The organism is Idiomarina sp. 29L, assembly GCF_004123135.1.
Lineage (GTDB): Bacteria > Pseudomonadota > Gammaproteobacteria > Enterobacterales > Alteromonadaceae > Idiomarina.
The window spans coordinates 102,673-125,457 of record NZ_SDJS01000003.1 but is presented as its reverse complement, the minus strand read 5'-3'; the positions used below and the strand labels follow the sequence as shown (position 1 = coordinate 125,457).

Below are 22,785 nucleotides of genomic sequence, written 5' to 3'. Positions count from 1 at the left end.
TTAACGCGCGTAAAACGTACAACAGTTACCATCTTGCGAATAAGGAGGAAGAGGTAATGTCGCAACTGTATCCAGTTCCAGACCACATAAAATCAAAAGCTAAAGTCGACAATGACGGTTATAAAAAACTGTACCAGCAGTCCATTGATGATCCTGAAGGCTTTTGGAGTGAACACGGAAAGCGCATTACTTGGTTCACACCCTATAACAAAGTCAAAAATACAACGTTTGAGCCGGGTAAAGTCAGCATCAAATGGTACGAGGACGGCACTTTAAACGCTTGTTATAACTGTGTCGACCGCCACCTTGCCGATAAAGCGGATAAAACAGCGATTATCTGGGAAGGCGACGACCCTAGTGTAGACAAACACATCACCTACCGCGAGTTACATAAAGAGGTATCTCGTTTTGCTAATGGCTTGAAAAAATTAGGTATTGGTAAAGGTGACCGTGTCGCTATTTATATGCCGATGGTGCCGGAAGCGGCATACGCTATGTTAGCTTGTGCGCGTATTGGTGCGGTTCATTCAGTTATCTTTGGTGGCTTCTCGCCAAACGCCATTGCTGACCGTATCAACGACTGTCAGGCAAAGGCCATTATTACCGCTGATGAAGGTCGTCGCGGCGGCAGCACCATTGGACTTAAAGCGAATGTCGACAAAGCCTTGTCTGACGGTGCCTGTCCTTCATTAGAACACAGTATTGTGTGTCGTGTGACAGAGGGTAATGTGGACTGGACAGAGGGGCGCGATGTTTGGTGGCACGAGCTTATTGGCGATGTCAGTGACGAGTGTCAGGCGGAAGTGATGAGCGCCGAAGATCCCCTGTTTATTCTTTACACTTCTGGTTCTACCGGTAAGCCGAAAGGGGTAGTGCACACCACCGGCGGTTACATGGTATATGCGTCGATGACGCATGAATATGTCTTCGATTATCATGATGACGATGTTTACTGGTGTGCAGCCGATGTTGGTTGGATAACCGGACACTCTTATATTGTGTACGGGCCACTGGCCAACGGTGCAACCACATTGATGTTTGAAGGGGTGCCAACGTACCCGGGGGTTGGCCGTATCGGTGAAATAGTCGATAAACATAAGGTGAATATTCTTTATACCGCGCCAACCGCTATTCGCGCATTAATGGCAAAAGGTGATGAGGCGGCGAAAACATCGACCCGTGAAAGCCTGCGTATTTTAGGTAGTGTCGGTGAGCCGATAAACCCGGAAGCCTGGGAGTGGTATCACCGTGCTATTGGTAATGGTAAATGCCCAATCATGGATACCTGGTGGCAGACCGAAAACGGCGGTATTTTGATTACGCCGTTACCGGGCGCAACTGACCTGAAACCGGGCTCTGCCACACGCCCTTTCTTCGGTATTCAACCTGCATTAGTCGATAGTGAAGGCAATGTACAAGAGGGTGAAGCCGAAGGTGGCTTGGTGATTAATGACTCATGGCCGGGCCAAATGCGGACACTGTGGGGCGACCACGAGCGTTTTGAGCAAACCTACTTCTCAACGTTCAAAAACCGTTACTTCAGTGGCGACGGTGCTCGTCGTGATGCCGATGGTTACTACTGGATCACGGGTCGTATGGATGACGTCCTGAATGTGTCGGGACACCGTTTAGGTACGGCTGAAATTGAAAGTGCATTGGTCGCGCATAAGTCGGTGGCCGAAGCGGCGGTTGTTGGTTACCCGCATGACTTAAAAGGTCAGGGCATTTATGTCTATATTACGCCAGTTGAAGGTGTGGAAGTGACGGAAGAGCTGACCAAAGAGGTTCGTAACTGGGTACGCTCTGAGCTTAGCCCAATTGCAACGCCTGACCTGATTCACTGGACAACGGGCTTGCCGAAAACCCGTTCAGGTAAAATCATGCGTCGTATTCTGCGTAAGATTGCTGCCAACGAGTATGAGAATTTGGGGGACACCTCTACGCTTGCTGATCCAAGTGTGGTAGATTCATTGATAGAAAACAGAATGAATAAATAATGTCACTTAATTTGGAATCTCATGGCGAAATTTTTAATCGCAGATGACCACCCATTGTTTCGCGAGGCGCTGCAAGGCGCTCTCGCGAATCACTTTTCTGAACTTACCCTACGCGAAGCCGAAGATTTAGATTCGACATTAGCCGCGCTAAACAAGGATGATGACGTCGATTTATTGTTACTCGACTTACATATGCCGGGCAGTGGCGATTTATATGGTCTTATTCGGGTGCGCGAAGATTATCCGTTATTACCTGTTGCTATCATTTCCGGCAGTGAGGAGGCTTCCATTGTCGCTAAATGCATTGGTTTTGGGGCGCTTGGTTTTATTCCTAAGTCATTGCCGTCAGCGGAAATAGCCGAAGCAATAGACACCATATTGCAAGGTGAAACCTGGGTGCCTAAAGAGTCGCGTGAACGTTTGGACGTGATTTCTGACGAAGATCAGGAGCTGGCACGTAAAGTCTCTGAACTAACACCGCAGCAATATCGAGTACTTCACTTTTTACATGAAGGCCTTCTGAATAAACAAATCGCTTATCAGTTAAGTATTACTGAAGCGACGGTTAAAGCCCACATCACGGCTATATTCCGTAAACTCGGAGTGTACAGCCGTACTCAAGCTGTACTGGTTGCTGAACGCTTACAGTTATGACTTGGTTGCTGGTATTCGCCTCTCTGGCGTATGTCATTTTTCTGTTTGCCGTAGCGACCTGGGGCGACCGTTTAGGCTCCTGGGCAAATAAAATCAGCCACAAGCCAATGGTTTATTCCATGTCATTGGCTATTTACTGCACCTCCTGGACTTACTACGGAGCGGTTGGTAATGCCGCTACCGAAGGCTGGGCGTTTTTCCCTATTTTATTGGGACCCATATTACTGTTTCTGTTTGGCATTCGGGTGCTCGAAAAGCTGGTGTCTGTCAGTAAGCAACAGAACATCACTTCAATTGCCGACTTTATTTCTTCTCGCTTTGGTAAGCGTCGGCGCTTAGCCGTTGCCGTTACTGCCATAGCGGCTACCGCCATTATTCCTTATATTGCGCTGCAGTTGAAAGCGGTGGGTGTCAGCTTTTCGGTGCTAACGGAAAGCACCGGTGTGATGGATGAGTTTTCTATAAAAGAACTGGGTGCTGCGGCGTTGATGGCGATATTTGCCATGCTTTTTGGAACACGTCATGTGGAAGTGACTGAATATCGTAGTGGTATGATTTTAGCCATTGCGGTTGAGTCGATGATAAAACTGGTGGCGTTAATGGCAGCAGCGGTATTTGCCTGGTCGCTACTTGCAGAAAGCTCTGGTCCGTCGCTGCTGAGTCAATTCACTTCGGTAACAGCGCCACAATGGTCTTTTGCGAAGTTTGGTGAGTTTGAGTTTATTGTTCAAACCTTGATGGCAGCTGGCGCTATTTTGTGTCTGCCCAGACAGTTCCACGTAGCGGTGGTTGATAACGTTGACACTCGGCATTTAAAAACCGCCCGCTGGGGATTTCCTGTTTATTTAAGTTTAACCGCCGCAGCGATTATTCCTATTGCTATTGCCGGAAGTTTTTTCATAGGCAACGGCGGAGACGGTTCAACCTTTTCATTACAGTTGCCGCTGCTTAAAGACCAGCTGTGGTTGTCGCTTATTATCTTTATAGGCGGTATTTCAGCGGCTACCGCGATGGTGATTATCGCGTCGGTGACACTAAGTACCATGATAACCAATGACGTTATCATGCCGATATTACTGCAACGCGATTCTAAGCTGCCGTTGCAGCAGCGCAAGCGGGAATATGATCGGGCGCTGCTGTTAATTCGTCGGGTCGCCATCGCAGTCACGATGGTGCTGTCGTTCTTTTGTTATTACTTCTGGGCGGCGAAGACCAATTTAGTGAGTATCGGTTTGCTGGCGTTCTCACTGGTATTGCAGTTGCTGCCTGCGTTACTGGGGGCATTATACTGGCGTAAAGGTCACGCTCGTGGTGTTTATGCTGGACTTGGCGCGGGGTCTATTGGTTGGGTACTGGCAGTGTTAATTCCGTTGTATTCTTACCCTGAGCTCACCGACGTTGAAATTATAACCCGGGGCACGGTTGTTTCCCTGGCGCTCAACGCCTTTAGTTTCATTGCATTTTCACTGTTAGCACGGCCCAGGCTGGTTGACCGGATTCAGGCAACCGCCTTTGTTAAACCCAAAGCAAAACTCCCCGAACAGCAACATTTGCACAAAGACTACAATGCTACTAACGCCGACATGATGCTGTTGCTGAAGACCTTTTTAGGCGGCCAGCGTGCGCAACAGCTTATGCAGTATTTTCAGCAGCCGGAAGAGAAAGATTTAGTTCCTGAGGAGCTGGCTGATAAGTCGTTTATTGGCTTTGTCGAGCGCGCGATAGCTGGCGTGTTAGGATCTGCCACGGCGCGTTCATTGGTTGATGCGGCACTGCGGGACAAACAGCTTAACTTAGAAGAAGTGGTGCACTTTTTTGACGACACCACGCAAGCCCTGCAAACTCAGCAATCGATACTGTTCAGCTCACTTGAAAATTTAGCGCAGGGCATTAGCGTAGTCGATGCCGAGCTTCGTTTGGTTGCCTGGAATAAACGCTATTTAGACTTGTTTGAGTATCCGGAAGGCATGGTGAAACCGGGGCAGCCTATTGCCACTCTCATTCGCTACAACGCAGAACGGGGCGAATGTGGTCCGGGCGACGTCGATGAGCTTGTTAATAAGCGTTTGCGGTATATGCAAATGGGGTCAGCGCACCGATTCATTCGTCGACGAGCCGACGGTCGTGTCATCGAAATGGTCGGTAACCCATTACCCACCGGGGGCTTTGTCACCAGTTTTACCGATATTACTTCGCACGTAGAAACACAGCAGGCGTTGGAAGACGCTAATATCGATCTTGAGCAGCGGGTTGATGTTCGTACACAGGAAATTCGTGAGATAAACCAAGAGTTAACCGCAGAAATTGATCGCCGTCGCGAGGTAGAAGAAGAGCTTAAAAAGGCGAAAGCGGAAGCCGAGGCAGCTAACGCGTCAAAAACGCGTTTTCTGGCGCTGGCCAGTCACGATATTTTGCAGCCGTTGAATGCCGCACGCCTGTACTTGTCCGCCATACATGAAAAAGAGCTGTCCGATAAAAACCAGCAGTTATTGGGTAAACTGGATACCGCACTTGGCTCTACTGAACACTTGCTTTCTACGCTGCTGTCGATAGCTAAAATGGACCAAGGCGCTTTACAGCCGAAGTTCCGGCACGTGCAATTAAGCTCGGTTCTGAACCCATTAATCGAAGAATACGCCATGCTGGCCGATCAGAAGCATCTGGATTTTAGGGCATTTTATGTTGACCGACCGGTATTCACTGACCCGACGTATTTACGTCGTATTGTGCAGAACTTCTTGTCTAATGCTATTAAATACACTCCTAAGGGCAGTGTCTTGCTCGGGGTCCGTAAAAAAGGCGGTGAACTGGAAATCTCGGTATGGGATACAGGACCTGGCATAGCCGCTCAGCAGCAAGACAAAGTATTTGACGCCTTCTATCGCATTCAAAACCAGAACGTCGAAGGCGTTGGACTTGGATTGAGCGTCGCTCAGCGAATGGGCGAGCAGTTGGGCTGCGAGGTTGAGGTTACTTCTGTTGAGGGGAAAGGCTCGCGGTTTTCCGTTCGTGTGCCTCTGGGTAATAGCGCCCAAGTGGTGAACAAACCTAAGCGTCAGCAGGACGAAGGTCCGAATGCATCGTTGCGGTTGTTTGTGGTGGATGACGACCGTGAAAACCTGAATGCCGTCAGTGCTCTGTTGAATAAATGGGAGTGCGAGGCGGTGACCGTGAATAGCTTCGCCAAAGCGGTAGATTACGCGAAAAGCCACCCTGAAGAAGTGCCACACGGCATACTGGTCGATTATCAATTGGGTGATGGCGATGGTTTGTCACTTGCTGAAGCGCTATGGGAGCAATGGCAACATAAAGTGCCTACTGCCTTGGTAACGGCAATGAGTGACGACGCGGTGAAGCAGTCGGCACGACAATTAGGCCTGCAGTTTTTACCAAAACCCGTAAAACCGGCTGCGTTAAAAGCGTTTTTGAAATATATTAGCATGCGAAAATAACCAGCAATATTACGAGGCCTCGCTTGAGGGATTTATCGAATTTACACACATTTCGCTTACCGGCACAGTGCTTTGATTTTGTTGAGATTACGCACACGGATGATTTGACCACGCTACAACCGCGAGAGCCCTGGTATTTGCTGGGGGAAGGCAGCAACACAGCGTTTATTGAAGACTTTCAGGGAACCATCATTCATAACGCCCTGAAAGGCATTCAGGTTGATGAGTTGCCTGAGTTTTTCCGGGTGACCGTTGCCGGTGGCGAAAACTGGCATGCGTTGGTTAGCGAACTTCGCTCAAAAGACATTAACGGTTTGGAAAACCTGGCGCTGATCCCTGGCTCTGTCGGAGCCGCACCTGTGCAAAATATTGGCGCTTATGGTGTTGAAGTATCGCAGTTCATTGAGCTGGTGACCGCATGGGACGTTGAAAAACGTCACTGGGCGTATTTTACGCCGTTGGATTGCCAGTTCGGTTATCGCGACAGTATTTTCAAACAAACGCCGGGACGTTGGTTTATAACCGAAGTCAGCTTCCTTTTGCCTAAAAACTGGCAGCCGGTGACGCATTACGCGCCGTTAAATGACCTGTCCACGCCGGTGACTGCACAGGCTGTCTTTGACAAAGTGATTGAAACTCGCCAGCGGAAACTACCGGATCCGGCAGTGACACCTAATGCCGGCAGTTTCTTTAAAAACCCGGTGGTATCGGTGGAGCACTTAAAGGCGCTGGAGGCTAAATTGCCCGGATTAGTGTCATACCCTGTTTCCGACAGCTCTGTAAAGCTGGCGGCGGGTTGGCTTATCGACAAGCTGGGTTTGAAATCATTGTCGGTGGGGGATGTTGGGGTCAACCCTCAACAGGCTTTGGTCTTAATTAATAACGGACAAGCTCAGGGCTCTGATTTGGTGGCGTTAGCACAAGAAATTCAGGACAGAGTCTATGATGTAACGGGTGTCACACTTGAGCCGGAAGTTCGGCTGGTAGGCGCTCACGGACTAATTGATTTATGAACGCTTCAAAGAGCAAGGAACGAGCATAATGAAGCAGTCACAGCGACTTGATCAACTGATTCAGCAATTATCAGATGGCGAATTTCACTCCGGGCAGTCGCTGGGGGAGCAGCTGAGCATTTCCAGAGCGGCGGTGAACCAACATATTCATAAGTTAGAGGAGCTCGGCCTCGAACTGTTTTCGGTTAGCGGTAAAGGTTACAAACTGTCACAACAGCTGGAGTTGCTCGATAAAGAAAAGATAAAGCAGGCCACTGAACATTTTCATGAAGCACCTGATTTTGCGGTTTACTCGGTTGTTGACTCCAGTAATGATGAGCTTAAATTACTGGCGCAAAAGCAGCCTCTGGCCGCCGGCTATTCGGTATTTGCTGAGGCTCAAACAGCAGGTCGGGGGCGGCGGGGTAAACGCTGGATCTCGCCTTTTGGCAGTAATTTATATTTCAGTGTTTATTGGCCGTTGGCAGAGGGCATTCATGGGGCTATGGGGCTGAGCCTGGCGGTAGGTGTTGCCTTGGCCGAGTGTTTTGAGTCGTTGGGTATTGAAGGTGTTGGTCTAAAATGGCCGAATGATGTCTATATAAAAGGCAAAAAGGTGTCTGGTATTTTAGTCGACTTAGAAACGCTGGCAGATGGCTCTGCGCATAGCATTATTGGCATAGGTATTAATTTAAAAATGCCTGAACGTGTGGCTGAAAGCATTGATCAGGCATGGACGGATATCAGTAGTGAAGCGCCTGCTTTTATGTCGCGTAACCTGATAGCAGCGCGAGTCCGGGAGTTAGTTCTGGCGTGCCTGTCTGAATATGATTCAGCCGGTCTTAGTGCATTTCAGGCGCGCTGGCGTGCTTACGATCAGTTTCTTGATAAGCCGGTACGCTTAATAATGGGACAACGCGAATGTATAGGAACCTGTCGCGGCATTGATGAAAACGGTGCGTTGTTGGTTCAGGATGAAGCGGGCGTGAAACGCTATTTTGGCGGCGAAATTAGTTTACGTTTACAACATTAAGGTCATTAGATGCTACTCATTGATGCGGGTAACACGCGCTGTAAGTTTGCTTGGTGGGATAAGTCCACTGACTCTATTCAAGCCTTAGGTGCGATTGAACATCAACATTGGTTGAATGACTTGAGTCGTTCATTAAAGGACATTTTGCTTGGTGTGATTAACCGTGAGCAAATTAAAAAAACGACAGAAGCCCTAGGTGTCAGTGTGGCGTCCGTACAAGTGGTTGATATGCTTAATCAGTCATTGGCTGAGCTTGGTATTAGTGTACGTTGGCAACGCACTCGGGCGTCGCAGTTGGGCGTAGAGAATGCGTATAAAAACAAGCCGGAAGCCTTAGGCGCTGACCGTTGGTTGGTTCTATTGGGATGTCACAAAGCGGTCAAAGGGCATGCTGTTATCATCGATGCGGGGACAGCATTGACGGTGGACTGGCTGACTCGCGAAGGTCAGCATTTAGGTGGCTGGATAGTGCCCGGTCGACAGCTAATGCTCAATGCCCTTGGTCAGGGCACCGCACAGCTGGGGAATGTTCCTGTTGAGCATAGTGCTAAGGCAAAGCTGGAGCCGGGCGTCAGTACCCGAGAGGGAATGTTGCACGGTATTGAAGCAAGTTTAGTAGGTGTTGTGTATGAAGCCGCTAAACTGTCTCCTTCGTTATTTAACGATGAAGCCTTTACCGTAGTTGTGACCGGCGGTGATAGCGAGCAATTGGCCTCTCATTTAAGTGATAGTGTCTGTCGTATTGATGACTTAACGTTTAAGGGTTTGCGACTTTGTGCCGATAACGAACAGTAGTGATTGAATAAGCGAACTGGAGTCAAAAATGGCGTGGCATAAAGCAGCGTTAGTGGCAGCCGCAATAAGTGGTCTTTTATTAACTTTACCAGCGAAGTCTCAAGACATAGAAGCGGTTCAGCTGTATTCTGACGCAGAATTGGTCGAGATGTTTGCCACCAATGAGCACATTACTCAGGTTCGCGATATTGATCGTTGCCAGTTGGCACAAGACATTGAAGCTCAGGCAGAGCTGGAACGTCGACCAACGTATCAATTCTTATACGGTGATATGAAAGCCTGGGGGATTTGCTACGAGCGAGATGCTGAAATTGGCTTGCTGTATATGGAAAAGGCGGCAGAACAAGGTTTAGTCGAGGCTCTTGAGCAGCTAGGGCGATATTATCATGAGGGGCGGTTGGTACAGCAGGACATTGAACGCGCCATTTTATATTTGCGTGAGGCGGCGTCTCTCGGAAACCTCCGTGCCCAGCAGCGCTTTGCCAGTATCTTACTGAATGGTCATGGCAGTCCGTATGATTACGAAAACGCCTACCATTGGCTGCATAACTCGGTGACCGGCGATACGGCTAAACATCGGGAAATTCAGCAACAATTAGCGCAATTATCAGAGCGCATGCCGCCTTCTGTGGTAGAAGAAGCAAAACGGCCACTGGAATAGTGGCCGCTTACGTTTTTCGTCTCTAATAGACTATGAGAGACGGCTGCGGAAGTCCTCGTAACTAAACTCTCGTATGCAGTCAAAGCGTCCGTCTTCGCGCAATATACCAATAGCAGGATGCTGTACACCATTAAAAAACGATGTCTTCACCATGGTGTAATGCATCATATCTTCAAATATTAAGCGGTCACCCACAGCCAGTGCTTGATCAAAACTGTACTCACCAATGACATCGCCGGCTAAGCAGCTATTGCCGCCTAAGCGGTAGCTGAAGGCCTTTTCCCCTGGTAGAGCCGCACCGGTAATTACTGGTCGGTAAGGCATTTCCAGTACGTCAGGCATGTGCGCTGTCGCTGAAATATCAAGCAACGCGATAGAGCCATTGTTCTCGACAATATCCACCACTTCACAAACCAATGGTCCGGTTTGCCAGGCAACCGCAGACCCGGGCTCTAAAATCACCTGAAGGTCGTAAGTTTCGCGCAGCCGCTTAAGTTGGCTTATTAGGTGCTCGACATCATAACCTTTTCGGGTCATTAAGTGACCACCACCTAAATTAAGCCATTTAACCTGCTTAAGTTGTTCACCGAAGCGACTTTCTACCGCTTCCAGCGTACGCTCTAATGCGAAGGAGTCACACTCGCACAAGTTGTGCACGTGTAAGCCCTCAACGCCCGTTAAATCGTGCTGGCTTAACTCGCTGGCTCTAATGCCTAGTCGCGAGCCGGGAGCGCTCGGATCGTACAGCTCGGTGTCCGCCTCTTGGTGTTCCGGGTTTATGCGTAAACCAATAGAAACGCCAGCTTCTGCCACTTGATCGCGATAGCGCTGCCACTGGGTCACGCTATTAAACGACAAGTGATTTACCAGCGGCATTAGCTCATCAATATCGCTTTGTTTATAAGCCGGCGCGTAGGCATGAACTTCACGACCAAATTCGTAGGCGGCCAGTTTAGCTTCCCATACCGAGCTTGCGGTGCAGCCTTTTAAGTACTGTTTAATGAGCGGAAACGCTGACCACATAGAGTAGCCTTTCAGCGCAAGAATAATGTCTGCACCACTTTGCTCCTGGACGTATTGCATAAGCTCTAGGTTGCGGTGCAGTAGTTTTTCATCCAGCACGTAACATGGCGACGGAATATCCGGCGATAAATAATGGCTCATCGATGACTCACTTACTTCTCAAATGGCTTGTCGCACTCTTGTACGTGCCATGGCAAACCATACTGGTTCAAACGGTTCATGAACTCATCCGGGTCAAATTGTTCCATGTTCCATACACCGGGCTTCATCCACTCGCCCTGAAGCATGAGGGAAGCAGCTATCATGGCTGGAACACCGGTAGTGTATGACACGGCCTGCGCGCCAACTTCTTTGTTCGTTTCGGCGTGGTCACAGTTGTTGTAGATGAAAATGGTTTTCTCTTGGCCGTCTTTCATACCGGTGACATAAGTACCGATACAAGTTTTGCCGGTGTAACCTTCTGCCAGTGACCCCGGGTTAGGTAATACCGCTTTTAAGAACTCCAGAGGCACAATTTTTTTGCCTTCGAACTCTACCGGGTCAATAGAGGTCATGCCCACGTTTTCTAAAACACGCAGGTGAGTTAAGTATTGGTCGCCAAACGTCATCCAGAAGCGCGCACGCTTAATGGTTGGGAAGTGCTTAACCAGAGACTCCAACTCTTCGTGGAACAGCAGGTAAGACGGACGCACACCAACATTTGGATAGTCTAAGTCTTTACGAACACTGATAGGGTCGGTTTCATGCCACTCACCATTCTCCCAGTATTTGCCGCGCTGAGTAATTTCGCGGATATTAATTTCCGGGTTAAAGTTGGTTGCAAAGGCTTGGCCATGATCACCACCGTTGCAGTCAACAATGTCTAAGTAATGAACCTCGTCAAAGTAATGTTTAGCCGCGTAAGCAGTAAATACGTTGGTTACACCCGGGTCAAAGCCAGCACCTAAAAGCGCCATTAAGCCTTTTTCTTTAAACTTATCTTGGTACGCCCACTGCCACGAGTACTCGAATTTCGCTTCGTCTTTCGGCTCGTAGTTAGCGGTATCCAAGTAGTGAACGCCAGTTTCTAAACAAGCGTCCATAATTGGTAAATCCTGATAGGGTAGAGCGACATTGATAACCAGCGACGGGTTAATGCCACGAATAAGCTCGGCGACTTCTGCAGCGTCATCAGCATCAACCTGATACACGCCAACAACGCGCTCTTTGCCGGCTTTTTCTTGAAGTGCCTGACATTTAGATAAGGTACGGCTGGCTAAGTGTATTTCAGAGAATACTTCCGGCAAGCGCGCACATTTTTGAACAACAACACCGGCGACACCGCCAGCGCCAATAATAAGAACTTTAGACATGAATGCTATCCTTCACAGAAATCGTTAACGGACTTATTTTACGAATAAGATTGTCGCGAAAGATAGCACATTTTTTGAAAATCATCATTGAGAAGCCGAGCTTCTCTTCTCTTTGTTTACATTGAGTTCTTTGTGTAAAAATGCCCATTTCTCAGCTGCTGACTCAATTTTCATCCACGTTGGTGTGCCAGCACCATGACCGGCTCGAGTCTCGACATTCAACAGCACCGGGTTGTCGCAGCTTTGGTTGGCTTGCAGTGCTGCCGCAAACTTGTAGCTGTGCCAAGGCGCAACCCGGTTATCATTATTAGCAGTGGTGACGAGAGTGGCCGGGTAGCAAGTGCCCGCTTTGGTATTATGAACCGGAGAATATTCATATAAAGCAGCAAACTCATCGGCATTTTCACTTAATCCGAATTCACTGCCCCAGCCGCGGGCATTGGCGTTGGGTAAGTGGTAACGCAGCATATCCAATACACCAACCGTAGGAATTGCCGCAGCAAATAATTCTGGGCGTTGAGTCATGGTGGCTCCGACGAGCAAGCCACCATTACTGCGACCATGGATAGCGAGCTTGTCTCTGTTGGTATAGTTGTTTTTAATTAACCATTCGGCCGCGGCGATAAAGTCATCAAACACCGTTTGCTTGTTAGCTTTTGTACCAGCCTGATGCCATTGTTCACCAAATTCTCCGCCACCACGCAGGTTAGGTATTGCCAGAACACCACCCATTTCTAACCAGGCAATGCGGTCTGCTTTAAATTCAGGGGTTAAAGAGATATTAAAACCGCCATAGCCATACAATAGTGTTGGGTTGGTGCCATCTAATTCGACACTTTCTGAGTGCACCAGAAACATCGGTATCTCTGTACCGTCTTTGCTCTCATAGATGACTTGATGCGTTTCGTATGGCTCAAGTTCGGCGGGGAATTCGACCTCCTGCCATAACGTTGTGCGCTGCTGCTCCACTTGGTATCGGTAAATTTTTCCGGGTTCAGTAAAGCCTGAAAAATTAAAGAAGGTGTCGTCAGCAGACGGAGAGCCGTTAAAGCCGGATACTGTGCCTATTCCGGGTAAGGCTAACTCCTGTAGTAACTGCCCCTGTTGATTAAAAATACCAACGCGCGAGTGGGCGTTTTGCAGGTAGTGTGCGAACAGTTGCCCGTTAACAGCGGACACTGAAGTCAACGTATGAGTATTTTCAGGAATTATTTCCGACCAGTTGTTATCACCCGTGTCGCTCATATCAATGGCGATAACTCGTCCTCTGGGGGCCTGAGCTGTGGTTCGAAAGAGCAGCTTGCTATTGTGGCTCGTTACGTAATCGTACTGTCCGTCCCATTTGGTTAAGAGTCCGGTAAAAGGCGCGCCGTCTTCGGATAATGGACGGCTGAACACGGCGTTTGCATCGTAGCCGGATGAGACATTAATTAGTAGATACCGACCGTCGTGAGTGACTTCCGGGTAAGGATTCCAGCTTGGCTGCTCCGGCAATGCGAAGATCAGCTCATCGTCTTTTTGCGAGCGGCCGATGCGATGAAAGTAGACACTGACCGGCTCTGAGTCATCGTATTTTCCGTTGGCATGTTGCGGATAGCGGCTGTAATAAAAGCCGTTCTCGTTGGGAAGCCAAGCGACGTTCGAGAACTTAACGCCTTCAATACGCTCTGACAAAACGTCTCCCGATTCGATATTTTTAACGCGAATATGATTCCAGTCACTGCCTTTTTCTGAAACCGAGTAAGCGATGTACTTTGCGTTTGGGGAGACCTGTATTCTCGCCAGTGATAAAGTACCGTCTTCGCTGAGTTTATTCGGATCAATGACTATTTCCGGAGCACTGTCTAAGGCGGTCATTGTGTAGAGAATGTCCTGGCTTTGCAGGCCATCGTTGGCAAAATAAAAATACCGGTTTGCGTATTGAAACGGCGTGCCTATTTTTTTGTAATTCCAAAGCTCTGTAAGCCGCTGTTTCAACTCACTATAAGCAGGCAGTTGCTGCAAAGACGGGGTGGAAAATGTGTTTTGGCGATTGACCCATTGCTCAACTTCGTCTGAGTTAAGGTTCTCCAGCCAACGATAAGGGTCGGCAACGATAGTGCCATGATAGTTATCTGTTTGATTAACCGTTTTAGTTTCTGGGAACCCATAAGGCGATTTTTGTTGAGGCTCAGGTTGTGAACTGCACGCGCCAAGAATAATTGCCCCAGATATAACAGCCAGTAATGCTTTTAGCGATGAGTAACGAGTCATTGCCTTCCCCTTTGTTAAGACTGACTTGATCATAGAAAGTTGTTGAGAAAACAACAAGTCACATTAGACGAGCTGTGCGGTATCTTTACGGAGTTTTACATTGGCCTGTTGTTTTGATGAACAACCTAAGTAACTGGCTAGCTCTTTTAATGACAAAGTGGGCATTGCCAACAGTGTTGTCAGACGGTCAGTAGGGCGCTTATTTTTATAGAATACGGCTAGCGCAAAGTGTGCCGCATCAAATGGTATTCGCTCTTTTAAGTAAGCGTCGACCAGTAGCTGGGCTAAGTGGGGTTGGTTTAAGTCGTCCGGAATGCAGGCTTTCGATTCGCTAAGCCACTGGTGTTCAGCGTGCGCCCACTGATGAATATCGTGAATAGAAGCATTGTCGCTGGAGGCTGTTTTGACATAAATGGCGGCGGGGCGCGCAGACACACTGTCGAGACGATGACTGATGCGCCAAGGCACAAAACCATTGGTTTCCCAGAAGTTAGCAACGCCTGGTTCCCAAGCGAAACTAGTACCGAATTTGTCGATAGCGCTGTGCTTGGGATGTTGCGCAATAAAGTCGAGCAATTGGGAAGCATTGCCCTTATGACGCTCATGTTCGGGCACGGCAATACGGGCAACTCTTAGCCAACGCGCGCTAAGCGCCCAGGGTTGTTGAAGAAAGTAACCAATAGCTTGTGGTAGCAGGTTACCTTTGGGGCGTCGTCTGCCCTCTAAAATACCGGTATGCAGTTCTGGAGCCAGTGGCCCTTCCTGAATAAGCCAGGCGACAGCAATGATTTCCCCGTTTTTACGTGTATAGGCCAGGCGATGTAATGAATCGCTCAATAACAGGTTGAGATCATTTGGACTGCTTTGATAATGCGCATTGAGTAATAACTGAAAACATTGACGCAGCGTGCTTTCACTCATGTCAGCGGCATACTCTAGAAACTGGCCGTCAGCAAGTCCGGGATCGGGTAAAACGGGTGACTCATCCATAAGAAAACAGTCCGTTAACCACTGCTCTAGCGGGTCGTTTAGTGGCCAGCGCATTGGCGTATTGAGTTGATGACTTTTTACCCGGAGAAACTCTTGTTTTGCCCAATCCTGAAAATGAATTGCAAAGCCTCGGCCACAACCTTCGTAGCCCGACACCGTTGTCGCTAATAACCATGGCGTGAATTTTTCGCAAAGTTGCTCTGTTGCCCACAACGGTATGCCTGCGGCCTCATCAATAATCAGCCACTTTTCTTCTTTACTGGGCTGCTCTAATAACTTGTCCCATGCTTTGAAGGTGGTGTTGGGAGCGTTTTTTAGCAAAACCTGTGCGTTCGCTTTTCTCGGAGCCGTTACAACGAAATCGACATTGGGGGACGCATTACTGACCTGACTGAGTACTTTTCCCAACAAGGTGCTTTTTCCTCTGCCGCGCTCAGCGATAATAATGTGAGTGTGTATTGGGTTTTTAGAAAAGGCCTCATCAATCAGTTCTTTTTGTAACGTCTGAAGTCCAACTATGGCGTCATCAAATTCCTTTTGGGAGGTGCTTTTTTGCCGCTTTTGCAATTGATTTTGGGGGAAGTATTTATTGGCGAAATAATGCAGCCGCTCGCGCATGGCTGAAGGCTCATGGGGAAGGTAAATAATGAGTTGTCCGCCACCGATAACAGTGCCGCATAATGCACAAATCGCGTCGGCATTAATGCCGTTGTGGCAATCAAGAAAAACGCTCTCGAACTCATGACCTAAGTAGTCACGATACCGATTGAGTTGAGCGTCTGCGTGTACATCAGTTTGAGAAAGAAGAATGCTTTTAGAAGAGCGAGCCTGGCAGGCTTGCTGCCATTGGCTCGCTGTTTGCAGCAGTTTTAGCTGTCGAAAACCGCCACGACTCATTGATATGGCTCCGTCTTTAGAATATGGAGAATCCAACAAACTTAGTCAGTACTGTGTTGATAAACACAACCGCAAGAATTAACGGAATAAAGGTACTGATTGAAATACGAACATATTTAGCAAGTAACGTATTTCTATAATTTGGATTGCCTTCTGAAAGTTCATCTTCAAGCCCTTTACGACGCCAGTGTAGTGTAACAAACAAGCAGATAAGTAAACCGTTTAACGGCAATATGGTGTCATAAAATACGTCATAAATGACGTCGAATACTGACTTTGGCTGTCCGGCATACGCGGTAAATTCAGTAAACGCAGGCACAAAACCAAACGATGTCGCCGCTATCAATGTGAGTACGGTCACGGCAAAGCCCATAACCAAGAGCGTTTTCTTACGACTGAACTTCGCTTTTTCAATAATCGCTGCGGTTGGTACTTCGAGTATCGATACCAATGACGTTATAGCGGCGATGAACGTCAGCAGGAAGAAAACTGTTGCGGCGATACTGGCGCCAACGTAGCCAACAACACCTTCTAAAGCCACAAAGATTTGCGGGAAGAAAGAGAAAATCATACTCACCGAAGAGTCACTCAATGTGTCCGGGTTGGTATTCGGGTTGATGGCGAAGATAGCTGGCAGAGTCATTAAACCAGCGGTAAATGCGACGGCGGTATCGGTCAGGGCGACCAGCTTGCCGGAAGTAACAATGTCATCGCGACGGCTGAAATAAGAGCCGTAGGTAATCAAAATACCCATACCCAATGACAATGAGAAGAACGCTTGAGCAAGCGCACCGTTCACGACAGAACCGTCGATTTTTGAGAAGTCCGGCACTAAGTAAAACTCGACCCCTAATGCGGCGTTGTCTAGCGATAATACAAAAATAACCAGCAATACAAGCATAATGAAAAGCGCTGGCATAAGAAATTTAGCGGCCTTTTCAATGCCTTTCCTGACACCGCCAACAAGAATAACGTTGATAATGACGGTAACTGCGACGAGAAACCCAACAAAGCCGTAGTCATTGACGAACTGGCCAAAGTACTCAGCGTCAGCCAGCATGGCCAGATTTCCGGTGATTGAATGCCATAAATAACCGAATATCCAGACGGTAATCACCATGTAAAACACGGCAATCATAAAGGGAGTAATGACCGCCAGTAGTCCGGCAATATGCCAGCCCTTGTTGTCAGGAGAAAGTACCTGATAAGAGCCTAGCGGGCTTTTTTGTGCGCGGCGGCCCAGCCCCATTTCTGCCAGCATGACTGGCAGGCAGATAAAGGCAACGAACAAAGCATAAATAATAAGAAAGGCACCGCCACCGTTTTTTGTTGCGGCAACAGGGAAGCCAACTAAGTTTCCGATACCAACGGCAGAGCCTGCCGCGGCAAGTATAAATCCAATTTTAGAGCTGAATTGATCGCGTTGTTCGCTCATTCTGACCTTCTTGTTATCGTTATTATCTTGAGGTGCTTTGTAAGCATCAATTTTTAAATTCCAGCAATCCTAGCAAGGGGTAACGTTAACGGCAAGCAGCGGATGAGTGAATACGTCGTGAATATTGGCAAGTCCGACCTGAGTGCTAAAAAATTTATTAACATCCATTACAAATGCGATATTGGAAAATGTTAAAACTCATGTAACCTTTTTCTAACTCTGTTTTAACACGCTGGTAAATACAGGGAATTCTACTCTCTGGAACAGATTGGCGTCTTTTTACCAGCGTGTTTCCCATTACCAATGCTGCATTTCAAAAAGGCGGGACACACAGCGTCTAAATGGAAAGGCGAGTTGTTGTGCATGGTACAGTTTTTCAACATCCACTTCCGCGGTTATCAGTAATAGACAGCCCCGATCGTAGCATTCGTCGACGAGCGCGATAAAACGACGAGCTTCATTATCGAGCTTACTGATAAGCTTTGCGTCGTGTTCTCGCTGGTAGGTCTCTTCGACGCCATGCACCAACTCTTTGTCAGGAATGTAGGTAAAGGCCGGAACATTTTGTACGGCAATGGCTTTGTATTTGTCGGCAAGCTCCATGTAGTCACGCTGGCTCCGGGGGCCCGAACACAGGCTCATGAAGTCAAAACCGATAACCTCGCTGTTACGCCATAAGCAGGGAATCGTTCGATTCATTATCACGACATTATCGGTTTGCTCTAGCTTGCCAAAGCGACCTTCGGTCAGCGCTTTTAAGTCAGATGGCTGCCCCTGGGTTAGGTAAAGCGGCATATCTGTGCTGTTAATACGGCGATAATCGGTACCAAAACCCAAATCGATAAGCTCGCATTGACGGTTAAGTAACTCAATGGTCGGTTCAAAGCGATGCCGTGCCAAGCCATCTTTATACAACTCGACGGGAGGCGCGTTTGACGTAGTAATTAACGTCACGCCCGCGGCAAACAAACTTTCCCATAACCGAGCCAAAATCATGGCATCACCAATATCTTCAACAAAAAACTCATCCAGGCAGATAATAGAGTGCGCCTCGGCCCAGTCACTAGCCACTCGTTGCATCGGATTCTCTTCGCCTTGCAAGTTATTCAGTGCGTCGTGAACCTTCGACATAAAATGGTGGTAGTGCAGTCTGATAAACGATGAGTTGGCTGTTGAGAGTGAGCGTAGTTGCTCGGAAAACATGTCCATTAGCATAGTTTTCCCGCGGCCAACCGGACCGTATAAATATAAGCTCTTCATGGATGTTGAATCTTTATTGCTAATAGCATCAAGCCGCTGTTGAAGCGCAGCAACGGCGTTTCGTTGGAAACCGTCGTCGTTTAGCTTTCCTGAGTCAATCCAGTGTTGGTAAATTTGCTGCATGGCGTTACTGAGTTGGTGCCAAAAAAAGGGCCGGCTGAGGGAGCCGGCCAAGATCGTTGCTAGTGAACAGCCTAATACATCATGCTGTACAACTTTCTACGGTAGGTTGCTGCGAGCGGATCACCATCGGGTAACGAATTAATAATGTCGAGTGCGTATTTTTTTGCGCCCTCAAAATTGACGTCGTTCGTTAACACGGTAAATACCAGTTGCAGTGCTTCCTCGTCGCGGTGTGCTTCATGAAACTTTAAGGCCAACTGCAACTTTAAGGATAAATCATCAGGGTTTTGTTCGACTTGCTCCTGCAAGGCGCGAAGTTCAGGGGAGTCTGCCGCATCTTCGGCTAACTCTAACTTACCCTTAATACGCTGATAATCACTGTCTTGCTCGACCATTGGAATAGCGGCAACCAATTCCTTGGCCTGATCTAACCGACCAGCGTCTACGGCCGCTTCGGCCAGTAATTTAATGGCTGCCATATCAGAATTGTCGAGGTCATAGGCTTGCTTAGCCAGGGTATAAGCTTTGTTCGCATCGCCTTCACCCATGGCGACTTGTGCCTGTTGAATAAGATCGTCTGACGGGCTTGGCAAATGCTTACTCAACATTTCCCGAACTTCGCTTTCGGTTTTAACACCACCAAAATTATCAACTGGTTCACCGTTTTTGAAAAGAGCTACGGTTGGGAGACTGCGAATGCCAAACTGCATGGCTAACTCTTGTTGGTCATCGCAATTTATTTTCGCGAGAATAACCTGGTCGCTGTATTCGTTTGCCAGTTTTTCCAACACCGGCATGAGCTGTTTGCACGGCTCACACCAGTCAGCCCAAAAATCGATAATAACCAGTTTCTCTTTTGAGCCTTCTAAGAGCACCTGCTGAAAGTTCTGCAGCGTGACATCAATAATGTTGGACTGTTGTGACATTTGCGCCCGTTCTCCTGTGTCTTTTTGTTCGTGTCTTAAAACAGGATATGTTGACGCTAAACGCCAATTTCAAGGTTAACCGGCAAACCAGGACAAGACTTTGTCTTTTAATTTGCTGTACGGAGGGTAACGCAATGACACATCAAAGCGGAAGCTGCGGGTCATAACCGGTTTTAAATGACTAAAAGTATCAAAGCCCCACTTTCCGTGATAACGACCCATACCGCTTTGCCCGACGCCGCCAAACGGCAACTTGTCATTGAGCATAAACATCAGGGTGTCGTTGTAGCAAACATTGCCGGCGGACACTCGCTGAGTAAACTGCTTCAGCATTCGTGTATCTTTTGAAAACACATAAAGTGCCAAAGGCTTAGGTTTGGTGTTAATCAACTCAATAGCTTCAGAAGCTGACTTAACGGTCACTACCGGCAGTAGCGGACCAAATATCTCTTCCTGCATTAGCGGACTGTCGCCAGGTACTCCATCGATAACTGTTGGTGCGATATACCGCTCACGTTTGTCGAAGTCTCCACCAATGACAACATTGGCACCGTCGAGCATTCGGGTCAGTCGTTGCCAGTGCTGTTCGTGAATAATACGACCGTAGTCACTCGATTGCTGTGGATCATCCCCGTAAAATTGCGCAATTTGATCGTGCAATGCGTCAATCAAACGCTCTTTCATTGACTCTTCAACCAGTAAGTAGTCTGGCGCGATGCAGGTTTGCCCGGCATTAAGGTATTTACCCCAGACAATACGGCGAGCCGTTACGGTCATATCGGCGTCGTTCAACACGACTGCGGGGCTCTTGCCGCCCAGCTCGAGCGTCACAGGCGTCAGGTTTTTCGCCGCCGCTGCCATAATGGCTTTGGCTGCTTGCGGACCGCCGGTGTAAAAAATATGGTCGAACGGCAATTCAGTCAGCTGTTGGGAGACGTCAACGCCACCAGTAACGACTTTAAAGGCGGCGCTGTCCAGGTAATTAACCAAACATTTTTCAAAAACACCAGCGGTTGCCTGGGCATGCTCAGACGGCTTTATTACGGCACAGTTACCCGCGGAAATGGTCGCAATAAGCGGTGCCAGGGTTAGCTGAACAGGGTAATTCCAGGCGCCTAAGACTAATACGGTGCCTAAGGGCTCTGGCACTATCACGCTCTTGGCCGGCCAGGCCAGCATTGGATTACTGACTTTACGTGGCTTCACCCAGCCACGCAGAGCGTTAAGAGTATGTGTAATATCGGTTTTAAGGAACTGAATTTCAGTAAGTTGTGACTCGCTGGGGCACTTTCCTAAATCTTGCTGCAGTGCGTCCAGTAAGTCCTTTTCGTGGTCTTCTAAAAAACGGGAGAGCTGTTTTAACTGCTGCTGACGCCAAGACAGCGGACGTGTAAGCCCGCTGTCAAAGGTGTGTTGAAGTTGCTCTAACGTTTTGAGTTGTGGGTTCATTCAAGTCCGCCGAGGGTTACGGTTTTCAATTCTAAGTATTCATCAATACCGTATTTTGATCCTTCCCGTCCAATACCGGACTCTTTAATGCCGCCAAATGGGTTGTAAGCATGCGAAATACCGCCGGTATTCACGCCTACCATGCCGTATTCAAGTGCTTCACTCACTCGGAAAATGCGAGAGGTATCTTTTGCGGCAAAGTACGACGCCAGCCCAAATGGCGTGTCATTGGCTTTCTTAATGCCTTCTTCTTCCGTTTCGAAGGTATTAATGGCAACGACAGGACCAAAGATTTCTTCTTTGGTGATGTCCATATCGTCAGTAACGCCTGAAACCACGGTTGGTGCGTAGAATAAATCACCCAATTCGGTCATGACTGAACCGCCGGCTTCAATCGTAGCGCCATCTGATTTCGCTGACAGCACCAGACGCTGAACCTTGTCGACAGCATCCTGATCAATTAGAGGTCCTAAGTCGACGCCTTCTTCAGTCCCCGGCCCCACTTTTAATGCTTTTACCTTGCTGACAATCGCCTGAGTGAATTTTTCAGCAACCGTTTCCTGCACCAACACTCGGTTGGCAGAAACGCAGGTTTGTCCGCCATTACGGAATTTACAGGCAATAAGCTGCTCGGCAGCCTGCTCAATGTCGGCGTCGTCAAACACCAGGAACGGAGCATTACCGCCCAGCTCCAGCGACACTTTGGATACGTGCTCTGAGCATTGTTGCATAAGAATCTTGCCAACGCCGGTAGAGCCCGTGAATGACAACTTACGAACCTGTGATGACGTTGCAAGGCGTTTACCTACGGTTTTGGCATCGGTGGTTGGAATGATATTAATAACACCGTCCGGAATGCCGACTTCACTGGCAAGTTGCGCCAACGCTAAGCTTGAAAGGGGAGTTAACTGTGGTGGCTTAACAACGATGGTGCAGCCAGCGGCTAATGCCGGTGCAATTTTTCGAGTGATCATCGCATTCGGGAAGTTCCACGGGGTAATGGCTGCGCAGACGCCAACGGGTTCTTTGGTTACTAACACGCGTTTGCTGCTGTCGGTCAGCGGCAGAATATCACCGTTAATACGTTCGGCTTCGCCGGCAAACCAGTCGACAAAGCTGGCACCGTACTCGACCTCACCAACCGCTTCTGGAACCGGTTTGCCTTGTTCGGCGCTCATCAATTCGCCCAATGCCTGCTTGTTGTCCATCATGGACTGATACCACTTACGTAATAGCATCGCCCGCTCGCGAGCGGTCTTCTTACGCCATTTCGCCAGTGCCGTCTCGGCAACATTAATGGCGCGTTGCGTAAGTTCGTCATCGGCATCGGCAACTTCGGCCAACACCTCACCAGTTGCTGGGTTAGTCACACTGAAACGCTTCTCTGTGGGTACCCAGTGACCTTCGATGAAACAATCGCTTTTAGTAAGTGATGACATGGAATGTGCTGACATATAGCCTCCAACTGAATAAGTTTATCTATACTAATGTAG

The 22,785-nt window shown here is 48.4% G+C and carries 16 protein-coding genes; 7 read left to right on the top strand and 9 right to left on the bottom strand.

The window, feature by feature from the left end:
• Positions 1 to 56 precede the first annotated feature (56 nt).
• From acs to EST55_RS07925, 7 genes are read left to right on the top strand one after another with little or no spacing between them, the layout of a single operon-like run.
• Complete coding sequence (acs, locus tag EST55_RS07955; RefSeq protein ID WP_129497092.1) at positions 57 to 1,997, top strand: acetate--CoA ligase; 1,941 nt, start codon at positions 57 to 59, stop codon at positions 1,995 to 1,997.
• Between the two features lie 21 nt (positions 1,998 to 2,018).
• The gene (locus tag EST55_RS07950) at positions 2,019 to 2,651 is read left to right on the top strand and encodes a response regulator transcription factor (protein ID WP_100691588.1); all 633 of its coding nucleotides are present in this window, start codon (positions 2,019 to 2,021) and stop codon (positions 2,649 to 2,651) included.
• Entirely contained in the window at positions 2,648 to 6,103 is a 3,456-nt protein-coding gene (locus EST55_RS07945) for a PAS domain-containing hybrid sensor histidine kinase/response regulator (RefSeq protein WP_129497091.1), read from the top strand. The genes EST55_RS07950 and EST55_RS07945 overlap by 4 nt, the downstream gene beginning before the upstream one ends.
• 23 nt (positions 6,104 to 6,126) lie before the next feature.
• Positions 6,127 to 7,116 carry a UDP-N-acetylmuramate dehydrogenase gene (gene murB, locus EST55_RS07940; protein ID WP_129497090.1) on the top strand — a complete coding sequence of 330 codons (990 nt, stop codon included), beginning with the start codon at positions 6,127 to 6,129 and terminating at the stop codon, positions 7,114 to 7,116.
• Between the two features lie 28 nt (positions 7,117 to 7,144).
• Positions 7,145 to 8,128 (top strand): bifunctional biotin--[acetyl-CoA-carboxylase] ligase/biotin operon repressor BirA, encoded by a 984-nt coding sequence (gene birA / locus EST55_RS07935; RefSeq protein WP_129497089.1) that lies wholly within the window; start codon positions 7,145 to 7,147, stop codon positions 8,126 to 8,128.
• Between the two features lie 9 nt (positions 8,129 to 8,137).
• Complete coding sequence (locus EST55_RS07930; protein ID WP_129497088.1) at positions 8,138 to 8,923, top strand: type III pantothenate kinase; 786 nt, start codon at positions 8,138 to 8,140, stop codon at positions 8,921 to 8,923.
• A 28-nt stretch (positions 8,924 to 8,951) separates the two neighbouring features.
• Positions 8,952 to 9,584, top strand: a complete 633-nt coding sequence (locus EST55_RS07925) for a tetratricopeptide repeat protein (protein ID WP_100691593.1) — start codon at positions 8,952 to 8,954, stop codon at positions 9,582 to 9,584.
• 30 nt (positions 9,585 to 9,614) lie between these two features.
• Here EST55_RS07925 and nspC read toward each other — a convergent pair whose 3' ends face one another.
• The 9 genes from nspC to EST55_RS07880 form a co-directional block, all read right to left on the bottom strand.
• Positions 9,615 to 10,748: a carboxynorspermidine decarboxylase gene (gene nspC, locus EST55_RS07920; RefSeq protein WP_129497087.1), complete on the bottom strand. Its 1,134-nt coding sequence runs from the start codon at positions 10,746 to 10,748 to the stop codon at positions 9,615 to 9,617.
• Positions 10,749 to 10,759: 11 nt separating this feature from the next.
• Positions 10,760 to 11,959 carry a saccharopine dehydrogenase family protein gene (locus EST55_RS07915; RefSeq protein WP_129497086.1) on the bottom strand — a complete coding sequence of 400 codons (1,200 nt, stop codon included), beginning with the start codon at positions 11,957 to 11,959 and terminating at the stop codon, positions 10,760 to 10,762.
• Between the two features lie 84 nt (positions 11,960 to 12,043).
• Entirely contained in the window at positions 12,044 to 14,212 is a 2,169-nt protein-coding gene (locus EST55_RS07910; RefSeq protein ID WP_129497085.1) for a prolyl oligopeptidase family serine peptidase, read from the bottom strand.
• 63 nt (positions 14,213 to 14,275) lie between these two features.
• Positions 14,276 to 16,099, bottom strand: coding sequence for a GNAT family N-acetyltransferase (locus tag EST55_RS07905; protein ID WP_129497084.1), 1,824 nt, complete (start codon positions 16,097 to 16,099; stop codon positions 14,276 to 14,278).
• Between the two features lie 16 nt (positions 16,100 to 16,115).
• On the bottom strand, positions 16,116 to 17,534 hold the full coding sequence (locus tag EST55_RS07900; RefSeq protein WP_129497083.1) for a sodium-dependent transporter: 1,419 nt from the start codon (positions 17,532 to 17,534) through the stop codon (positions 16,116 to 16,118).
• A 297-nt stretch (positions 17,535 to 17,831) separates the two neighbouring features.
• Positions 17,832 to 18,917 (bottom strand): cell division protein ZapE, encoded by a 1,086-nt coding sequence (gene zapE, locus EST55_RS07895; protein WP_240665281.1) that lies wholly within the window; start codon positions 18,915 to 18,917, stop codon positions 17,832 to 17,834.
• Positions 18,918 to 18,988: 71 nt separating this feature from the next.
• The gene (gene trxA / locus EST55_RS07890) at positions 18,989 to 19,843 is read right to left on the bottom strand and encodes a thioredoxin (RefSeq protein WP_129497082.1); all 855 of its coding nucleotides are present in this window, start codon (positions 19,841 to 19,843) and stop codon (positions 18,989 to 18,991) included.
• A gap of 75 nt (positions 19,844 to 19,918) precedes the next feature.
• Positions 19,919 to 21,292: an aldehyde dehydrogenase family protein gene (locus EST55_RS07885; RefSeq protein WP_129497081.1), complete on the bottom strand. Its 1,374-nt coding sequence runs from the start codon at positions 21,290 to 21,292 to the stop codon at positions 19,919 to 19,921.
• Positions 21,289 to 22,731, bottom strand: a complete 1,443-nt coding sequence (locus EST55_RS07880) for an NAD-dependent succinate-semialdehyde dehydrogenase (RefSeq protein WP_129497225.1) — start codon at positions 22,729 to 22,731, stop codon at positions 21,289 to 21,291. Before EST55_RS07880 ends, EST55_RS07885 begins: the two co-directional genes overlap by 4 nt.
• Positions 22,732 to 22,785: the final 54 nt, after the last annotated feature.